Here is a 7,979-nt window from a genome sequence, read left to right on the forward strand (position 1 = left end):
GTTTATGCTGGAAAACTCTTTAAAGTTGCTTTTTCTAAAACTAAATAAACAATTATATATTTTAAAATAACAAATACGTTTTTCCTAAAGAGGGATTTTCAGAATCTATATGAGAACATAGCCTATGTAGATCAGCAGCTCTGAAAGGTATAATACGCATATCGAAATATAGCCTAGTTCTATTATATACTTCCAATGGCAATTGAGTTTTTTCATCAATAGAAAGCTCTCTATAAAATGCCTCCCAATCAAGTTTGTATCCATCTCTTGGTCTCGAAAACTGCATTACTCTTTGATTTCTAACAGAGTCAGAAACAGGCCACAATAAAATTACAGTATACTGTGATAAATCCTGAATGTCTTCCATTTGTTCGGCCAGCTTATTTCCGACATTTTCTATAGCACTTCCCAAAGTACTACATTCAAATACGATTTCATCAATAACAGTATCAATTATAAGATAATCAGCTAAATCTTTTTCTTGATTATGAACAGAAAAAGTGTCTTTAATTATATTCGTCCATAAATACTTTTCAGGACCCTCTATTACAAATTCATTGGCTAATAAAATTCTTTTATTACGAGATGTAGCATTAGTAAGTAGATTTTGAAAATTTTTACTAGTTGTTAACCAAATAAAAATTGTAGGAATTTCCTTTAATTCATTTCTATCGAATAAGCTTATATATTCAATAAATTGCGAAGGTATTTTTTCTTTACCCGCAACATTTTCTTCAAACTGATCTACAATTGGAATTAAAATTTTACCAAAATTATATCTATATTCATTTAAAATTCTATCAATTAGTTTTTCTTTATTTGAAATTTCTTCTTTTTCTAAAAGAAAAGTGTGTGTTTCGGGTAAATGTGTTTTGAGTTCAATTGTAGCAGAACTTTTTCCAGAACCACTTTCTCCATACACTGGTAAAAATCTTATTCCGCCATTAATATTTATTGATTTTACCGCAGATTTGATTTTCTCAATTAAACTTTTATTAGGCAATAGACGCCCCTTATATGCTTCTTGCAAATCTTCATATCTAGAAGGTAATTTCATGTATGTAATTATTTTGGTAAATTGAAATCAATATAATAAATCAAAACTTGATATTTATTTAGTCTCTAATTTATATATTTTAAACAGAACAACAAAATTTAAATGATTAATCAACCCTCACAGGTGTTAAAAACTGTAAGGGTTGACTATATAATAATTAATAATCTAAAAATTACATCGTCTCCATTTTGAAACTCATGCTTTCGATTACTTTCAGGATGGCTTCTACTGTATCCATGGATGTTAAACAAGGAACACCGTTTTCCACGCTCATTCTTCTGATCTGGAAACCGTCTCTTTCCGATTGTTTCCCTTTCGTCATCGTGTTCACAACGTACTGTACTTTTCCTTTCTGGATCAGATCGATCAGGTTCACACTCTCCTCCCCGATTTTATATCCGATTTTGCATGGAATTCCTTTTTCTTCAAAGAATTTTGCCGTTCCTTCCGTTGCCCAGATTCTGAAACCAACTTCGTGGAATCTTGCTGCCAGATCAGCCGCTTCCTGTTTGTGTTTATCTGCAACCGTGAACAAAATTGAGCCGTGCATCGGAACTTTTCTTCCAGCCGCAACCAATCCTTTGTATAATGCTTTTTCCAGTGTTGTATCTTTCCCCATAACCTCTCCTGTAGACTTCATTTCTGGTCCTAGAGAGATATCTACTTTTGTTAATTTTGAGAAAGAGAACACCGGAACTTTTACGAAAACTCCTTCTTTGTTTGGAACCAGTCCGCTTTCGTAGCCTAAATCTTTTAATTTCTGTCCCAAAATTGCTTTTGTAGCCAGATTTGCCATCGGAACATCCGTGATTTTAGACAGGAAAGGTACGGTTCTCGATGATCTTGGGTTTACTTCGATCACATATACATTTCCTTCGAAAAGAACGTACTGGATGTTCATTAATCCGATCACATTTAATCCTTTCGCCAATCTTTTGGTGTAATCAACCAAAGTTTCGATTTCGCTTGGTGAAATATTCTGTGGAGGATACACTGCAATTGAGTCTCCGGAGTGAACTCCCGCTCTTTCGATGTGCTCCATAATTCCCGGAATGATTACCGTTTCACCATCGCAGATGGCATCGATTTCCACTTCTTTTCCCACCATGTATTTGTCGACCAAAACAGGATGTTCTGGGCTTGCTTCCACTGCATTTTCCATGTAGTGCGCCAGTTCTGTTTCCGTGTACACGATTTCCATGGCTCTTCCTCCCAAAACATAGCTCGGACGAACCAATACCGGATAACCGATCTCGTTGGCAATTTTTATCGCTTCTTCTTTTGAAACCGATGTTTTTCCTAAAGGCTGCGGAATCTGCATTTCCTGAAGCGCTTTTTCGAATTTATCTCTATTTTCCGCTCTGTCCAGATCTTCCAGAGAAGTTCCCAAAATCTCAACTCCGTGAGCGGCTAATTTATCTGCTAAGTTGATGGCTGTCTGTCCTCCGAACTGTACCACAACACCTTTTGGTTTTTCCAATTCGATGATGTTCATTACATCTTCTTCCGTTAAAGGCTCAAAGTAAAGTTTGTCTGAAATTGAGAAGTCTGTAGAAACTGTTTCCGGATTATTGTTGATGATAATCGCTTCGTAACCCATTTCTTTAATTGCCCAAACCGAGTGCACTGTTGCGTAATCAAACTCAACACCCTGTCCGATTCTAATGGGTCCTGAACCAAGAACGATGATTTTTTCTTTATCTGAAACTACAGATTCGTTTTCTTCTTCGTAAGTTCCGTAGAAATAAGGGGTTTCCGATTCGAATTCTGCCGCACAGGTGTCTACCATTTTGTACACCGGCATTACTCCGTTTTCTTTTCTGAAATTGAACACTTCACGCTCCGTCACGTTCCAGAGAACTGAAATATTTACATCTGCAAAACCTAGTTTTTTAGCTTCCAGTAAAATTTCTTTGCTGAATTTATTTTCTGCGATTGTCTTTTCGAAATCAATCAGTTTTTTGATTTTCCAGATGAAGAATTTATCAATCTTGCTCCATTCTACGATCTGTTCCCAGTCGTACCCTCTTCTTAAAGCATCTCCGATGATGAATAATCTTTCGTCATCACAAACTCTGATTCTTCTTTCGATTTCTTCTGCCGTTAAAGCTGCAGCCTGCTTAGTTTTTAAACCAATATGTTTAATTCCGGTTTCCAGAGAACGGATGGCTTTCTGTAAAGATTCTTCGAAATTTCTTCCGATTGCCATTACTTCACCGGTAGCTTTCATCTGGGTGGATAATCTTCTGTCCGCTGTTTCGAATTTATCGAAAGGGAATCTTGGGAATTTCGTTACCACATAGTCCAAAGCCGGCTCGAAACAAGCGTATGTTTTCCCTGTCACCGGGTTCATGATTTCGTCCAGCGTTAAACCTACCGCAATCTTTGCAGCGATTTTTGCAATTGGATAACCTGTTGCTTTTGATGCTAAAGCGGATGATCTCGAAACTCTTGGGTTTACTTCGATGATGTAGTAATCGAATGAATGCGGATCTAAAGCCAACTGTACGTTACATCCTCCTTCGATTCCTAATGCTCTGATGATTTTCAGTGAAGCATTTCTCAACAACTGGTATTCCCTGTCTGAAAGTGTCTGAGAAGGTGCCACAACGATTGAATCTCCTGTGTGAACTCCAACCGGATCTATATTTTCCATGTTACAAACCACAATGGCGTTGTCGTTTGCATCACGCATTACTTCGTATTCTATTTCTTTGAATCCTGCGATTGATTTTTCAATCAGACATTGTGTTACGGGACTGTGTTTCAATCCTAATTCAGCAATTTCTTTCAGTTCAGTTTCATTGGAAGCGATACCTCCTCCTGTTCCACCCATGGTGAAAGCCGGACGAACAATAACAGGATACCCGATTCTGTCGGCAAAATTTAATGCTCCTTCTACGGTGTTTACGATGTCAGATTCCGGAACGGGTTCGTTCAGTTCTCTCATCAGTTCACGGAAAAGATCTCTGTCTTCCGCTCTGTTGATGGCTGAAAGTTTTGTTCCCAACACCTCAACTTTGCATTCTTCCAAAATTCCTGATTTTTCCAATTCTACCGCCATATTCAGTCCGGTTTGTCCTCCAAGCGTTGGTAACAGCGCATCGGGACGTTCTTTTCTGATGATGTGACTTACAAACTGAAGTGAAATCGGCTCGATGTAGACTTTATCTGCGATTTCAACATCCGTCATAATGGTTGCAGGGTTTGAATTAATCAAAATTACCTTGTAGCCTTCTTCTTTTAAAGATAAGCAAGCCTGCGTTCCTGCGTAATCAAATTCCGCCGCCTGACCGATAATGATGGGACCTGAACCGATTACTAAAATTGTTTTTATGTCGTTTCTTTTCATTTTTAAATTTATCCTTTTTGTTGATGTTGAACCCTTTCGGGTTCTGATGTTGGTTGTTTCACCATTTTCATGATGTCCACCGTTTTCCATAGGTTGCACCTACGGCTATTCATATTGAATCCTTCGGATTCTTTAATTTTGCAGCGAATTGCACGCAGCCCGACTTGAGCGCAAATCCTTTTTTGCCATCCTGTTTATTCTGTTTTCGCCGAAAAGTCCTGCAAAAAAGATTGGGAGCGGAAGGCGGATTAAGCTGCCCAAATTAATTTTCTACTTTTTAAAATCCTCCATTAGCTGGATGAATTCATCGAACAAATAATTTGCATCTTCTGGACCCGGGCTTGCTTCAGGGTGATACTGAACGGAGAAACAAGGGTGAATTTTGTGTTTCAGACCTTCGTTTGTTCTGTCGTTCAGTGCGATGTGTGTTTCTATTAAGTCTGTATTTTTTAAACTTTCCTGATCTACTGCGTAACCGTGGTTCTGAGAAGTGATCGCCACTTTGTTTTTCTCTACATCTAAAACCGGATGGTTTCCACCTCTGTGTCCGAATTTCAACTTGAACGTTTTTGCGCCGCAAGCCAAACCAATTAACTGGTGTCCTAAACAGATTCCGAAGATCGGAACTTTTCCTAAAATTCCTCTGATCATTTCTAAAGCCTGTTGGTTATCTTCAGGATCTCCGGGACCATTAGAAAGCATCACTCCGTCCGGATTCATCAGTAAGATTTCTTCTGCAGTTACGTTCTGAGAAACGACTGTGATATCGCAGTTTCTTTGAGATAACTCTCTGATAATTCCTAATTTGGAACCAAAATCTACCAATACTACTTTTAAGCCTCTTCCCGGATTTGCGTAAGGTGTTTTTGTGGAAACCTGCTGTACCTGATTTGTTGGGAAGTTGGTTGATTTTAATTCTGAAACTACTGTGCTTTCATCGGCATCAGCGTTTACGATTTTTCCTTTCACCACTCCGTGGTTACGAAGAATTCTGGTGAGTCTTCTGGTATCGATCCCTGAAATTCCGGAAAGGTTTTTCTTTTTAAATAATTCATCTAAAGTAATCTGAGTACGGAAGTTGGATGGCAGATCACAAAGTTCTTTTACGATAAGTCCTTTAATTGCCGGTTCAATACTCTCATAATCATCTCTATTAATTCCATAGTTTCCGATAAGCGGATAGGTCATGCAAACAATCTGACCGCAGTAAGACGGATCAGAGATCAATTCCTGATACCCTGTCATTCCGGTATTGAAAACCACCTCTCCTGCCGTTTCCAATTCTGCTCCGAAACCTTCTCCGTGAAACACTTCACCGGACTCCAGTATTAATTTTTTCTTCATTTTCTTTAATTAGATTTTCTTTTTTATTAACAGGTCGCCTCTACGAGGCTTGGATAATCTTTATCTTTTTTTGTTTCCAAGGGTTTTACCCATGGCTATTAACAGATCGCCCTTTCAGGGCTTTGGTCATCATCTTTTTTTCTTTTCCATGGGTTTTACCCACGGCTATTGTTGTTTGACCCTTCCGGGTCGGCTTACTACTTGATTCTTTTTACTTTTAGCTTGGCTCTTTTTATTTTTACCTTGGCTCTTTTACCTTGGTTCTTATTTAAAAGTATATCCTTGTTTTTCCAAGGCTTCTTTTAAGATTGCCATTCTTGCGAAAACACCGTTCTGCATTTGTTTGAAAACTCTTGAGCGTTCGCATTCTACCAAATCATCATCAATTTCAACTCCTCTGTTGATGGGAGCAGGATGCATAATGATGGCTTCTTTTTTCATGGCTTTTTCTCTTTCTTTGGTTAAACCATATTTTTTGTGGTATTCTGAAGCAGAGAAACTCATTTTGGCATCATGTCTTTCGTGCTGGATTCTTAATAGCATCAAAACATCTACGTCATGGATCATTTCATCAATATTCAGATAGGTTCCGTTGATTAAGGCTCCTTCGTCAAACCACTGTTCCGGTCCTGAGAAATATACTTTTGCGCCTAATCTTCTTAACGCTTCAGCATTGGAATTTGCCACTCTACTGTGTTTTACGTCTCCAACGATTCCTACTTTTAATCCTTCAAATTTTCCGAATTCCTGATAGATCGTCATTAAATCCAGCATACATTGTGAAGGGTGATTTCCTGTTCCGTCTCCTCCGTTGATCACCGGAATTTTTATATTTTTCAGTTCTTCGAAATATCTGTCTTTCTTATCTCTGATTACGACAAGATTTACGCCCAGACTTTCGATGGTTTTTACCGTATCATAAAGACTCTCTCCTTTGTTTACGGAACTGTGGGAAGCATCGAAAGGAACGACCTGCAATCCTAATTTTCTTTCAGCAATATCAAAACTTGTTTTCGTTCTTGTACTGTCTTCGAAGAAAAGATTGGAACAGAAAACCTCTCCTTCAATTTTGGCAGTTTTCCCGTTCGCAAAAGCCAATGCTTCTGTTACTATACTGTTGATTCTCTCGTTGCTTAGTTCTGTAATCGTAAACATATTGTCTTTAAATTTTTTACAAAAAAAAAGCGAAGAAAATATCTTCGCTTAAAATAAATAAATATCGTAAAGGGCGTCTACGCCCGGTAATTCTAATGATATAAATACTGTGTTATTCATTAGGTGCAAAGATATAACAATTCTGTAAACTGACAAAATGAAAATTAAATTTGTGAAAAATCTGTCATTTTTTTTCTGGCTGAATCTGATAAGTAATAGTGCCAAAGCACCATTGTAGCAACAGATCTGAGCGGTTTCCATTCTTTACTGATGGTTATGATTTCTTCTCTGGATATTTTCGGAGGCAATTGTTTAATTTTTTTTAAAGCATTTACTACGGCAAGATCCCCGATTGGGAAAATATCGGTTCGTCGAAGAGCTAGCATAAGATAAATATCGGTCGTCCAGTTTCCGATTCCTTTTAAGCTGATTAATGTTTCCCGAATTTTTTCATCAGACATTTTCTGGAATTTCTCAAGATTGATTTTTCCTTCCAGCATTGAATTTGCCAGACTTTTGATATATGTATTTTTCTGTCGGCTTACATAGCATTCTCTCATTTCGGCATCCGTAAGACTAAGAATGTTTTCAGGAGTGATTTCTGTAATTTTTTCTTTCAGTTTATGTAATGCGGCTAAGGCTGAAGCGAGAGAAACCTGCTGTTCCAGAATGATATGAACAAGGGTTTCAAAAGTATTTTCTCGGTTCCACATCGGAGGATAACCATGATTTTCGATAATTGATTTTAAATCCTGATCACAATTCGCGAGAAAATCACACATCTCATGAAAATTTGAGGTATTGAAAGTCAGTATTTCATCAGTCATCTCTTTTGCGTTTTGTTTTACAATCTTTATCATTAAATTTGTTTACACTTTTTTACCACAAAAGATTTAAACACTTTAGTTTCTTGAATTTAATACTTAATGGAAAAAAGAGTACATAAGTTAAAAAAATCAAAGATTTTTTCTCTTTGCAGACTTTTGAAATACTTTAAATAACGTGAATTCGGAGAAAAACATGAGGTGCTTAATGTCTAAAATTAATATTTTAGAATTGAACAAATACTAA

Annotated in this window: 5 protein-coding genes; all 5 read right to left on the bottom strand. The window is 37.3% G+C overall.

Annotated features, from left to right (window positions below; translation table 11 throughout):
* Positions 1-61 precede the first annotated feature (61 nt).
* Positions 62-1,057, bottom strand: coding sequence for an ATP-binding protein (locus H6W52_RS20650; protein WP_116099859.1), 996 nt, complete (start codon positions 1,055-1,057; stop codon positions 62-64).
* Between the two features lie 172 nt (positions 1,058-1,229).
* Complete coding sequence (gene carB, locus H6W52_RS20655) at positions 1,230-4,409, bottom strand: carbamoyl-phosphate synthase large subunit (protein WP_087706489.1); 3,180 nt, start codon at positions 4,407-4,409, stop codon at positions 1,230-1,232.
* Positions 4,410-4,679: 270 nt separating this feature from the next.
* Positions 4,680-5,753, bottom strand: coding sequence for a carbamoyl phosphate synthase small subunit (locus tag H6W52_RS20660; RefSeq protein WP_087706449.1), 1,074 nt, complete (start codon positions 5,751-5,753; stop codon positions 4,680-4,682).
* A 264-nt stretch (positions 5,754-6,017) separates the two neighbouring features.
* Positions 6,018-6,908: an aspartate carbamoyltransferase catalytic subunit gene (locus H6W52_RS20665; protein ID WP_116099860.1), complete on the bottom strand. Its 891-nt coding sequence runs from the start codon at positions 6,906-6,908 to the stop codon at positions 6,018-6,020.
* A 164-nt stretch (positions 6,909-7,072) separates the two neighbouring features.
* Positions 7,073-7,768 (bottom strand): DNA-3-methyladenine glycosylase family protein, encoded by a 696-nt coding sequence (locus H6W52_RS20670; RefSeq protein WP_206608150.1) that lies wholly within the window; start codon positions 7,766-7,768, stop codon positions 7,073-7,075.
* Positions 7,769-7,979 lie beyond the last annotated feature (211 nt).

Origin of the sequence: Chryseobacterium sp. C2(2020), from assembly GCF_014218915.1 — a bacterium.
Lineage (GTDB): Bacteria > Bacteroidota > Bacteroidia > Flavobacteriales > Weeksellaceae > Chryseobacterium > Chryseobacterium mucoviscidosis.

Coding starts and splice junctions, on each gene's coding strand:
- H6W52_RS20650 (WP_116099859.1), bottom strand. CDS start 1,057: ATGAAATTACCTTCTAGATATGAAGATTTGCAAGAAGCATATAAGGGG.
- carB (WP_087706489.1), bottom strand. CDS start 4,409: ATGAAAAGAAACGACATAAAAACAATTTTAGTAATCGGTTCAGGTCCC.
- H6W52_RS20660 (WP_087706449.1), bottom strand. CDS start 5,753: ATGAAGAAAAAATTAATACTGGAGTCCGGTGAAGTGTTTCACGGAGAA.
- H6W52_RS20665 (WP_116099860.1), bottom strand. CDS start 6,908: ATGTTTACGATTACAGAACTAAGCAACGAGAGAATCAACAGTATAGTA.
- H6W52_RS20670 (WP_206608150.1), bottom strand. CDS start 7,768: ATGATAAAGATTGTAAAACAAAACGCAAAAGAGATGACTGATGAAATA.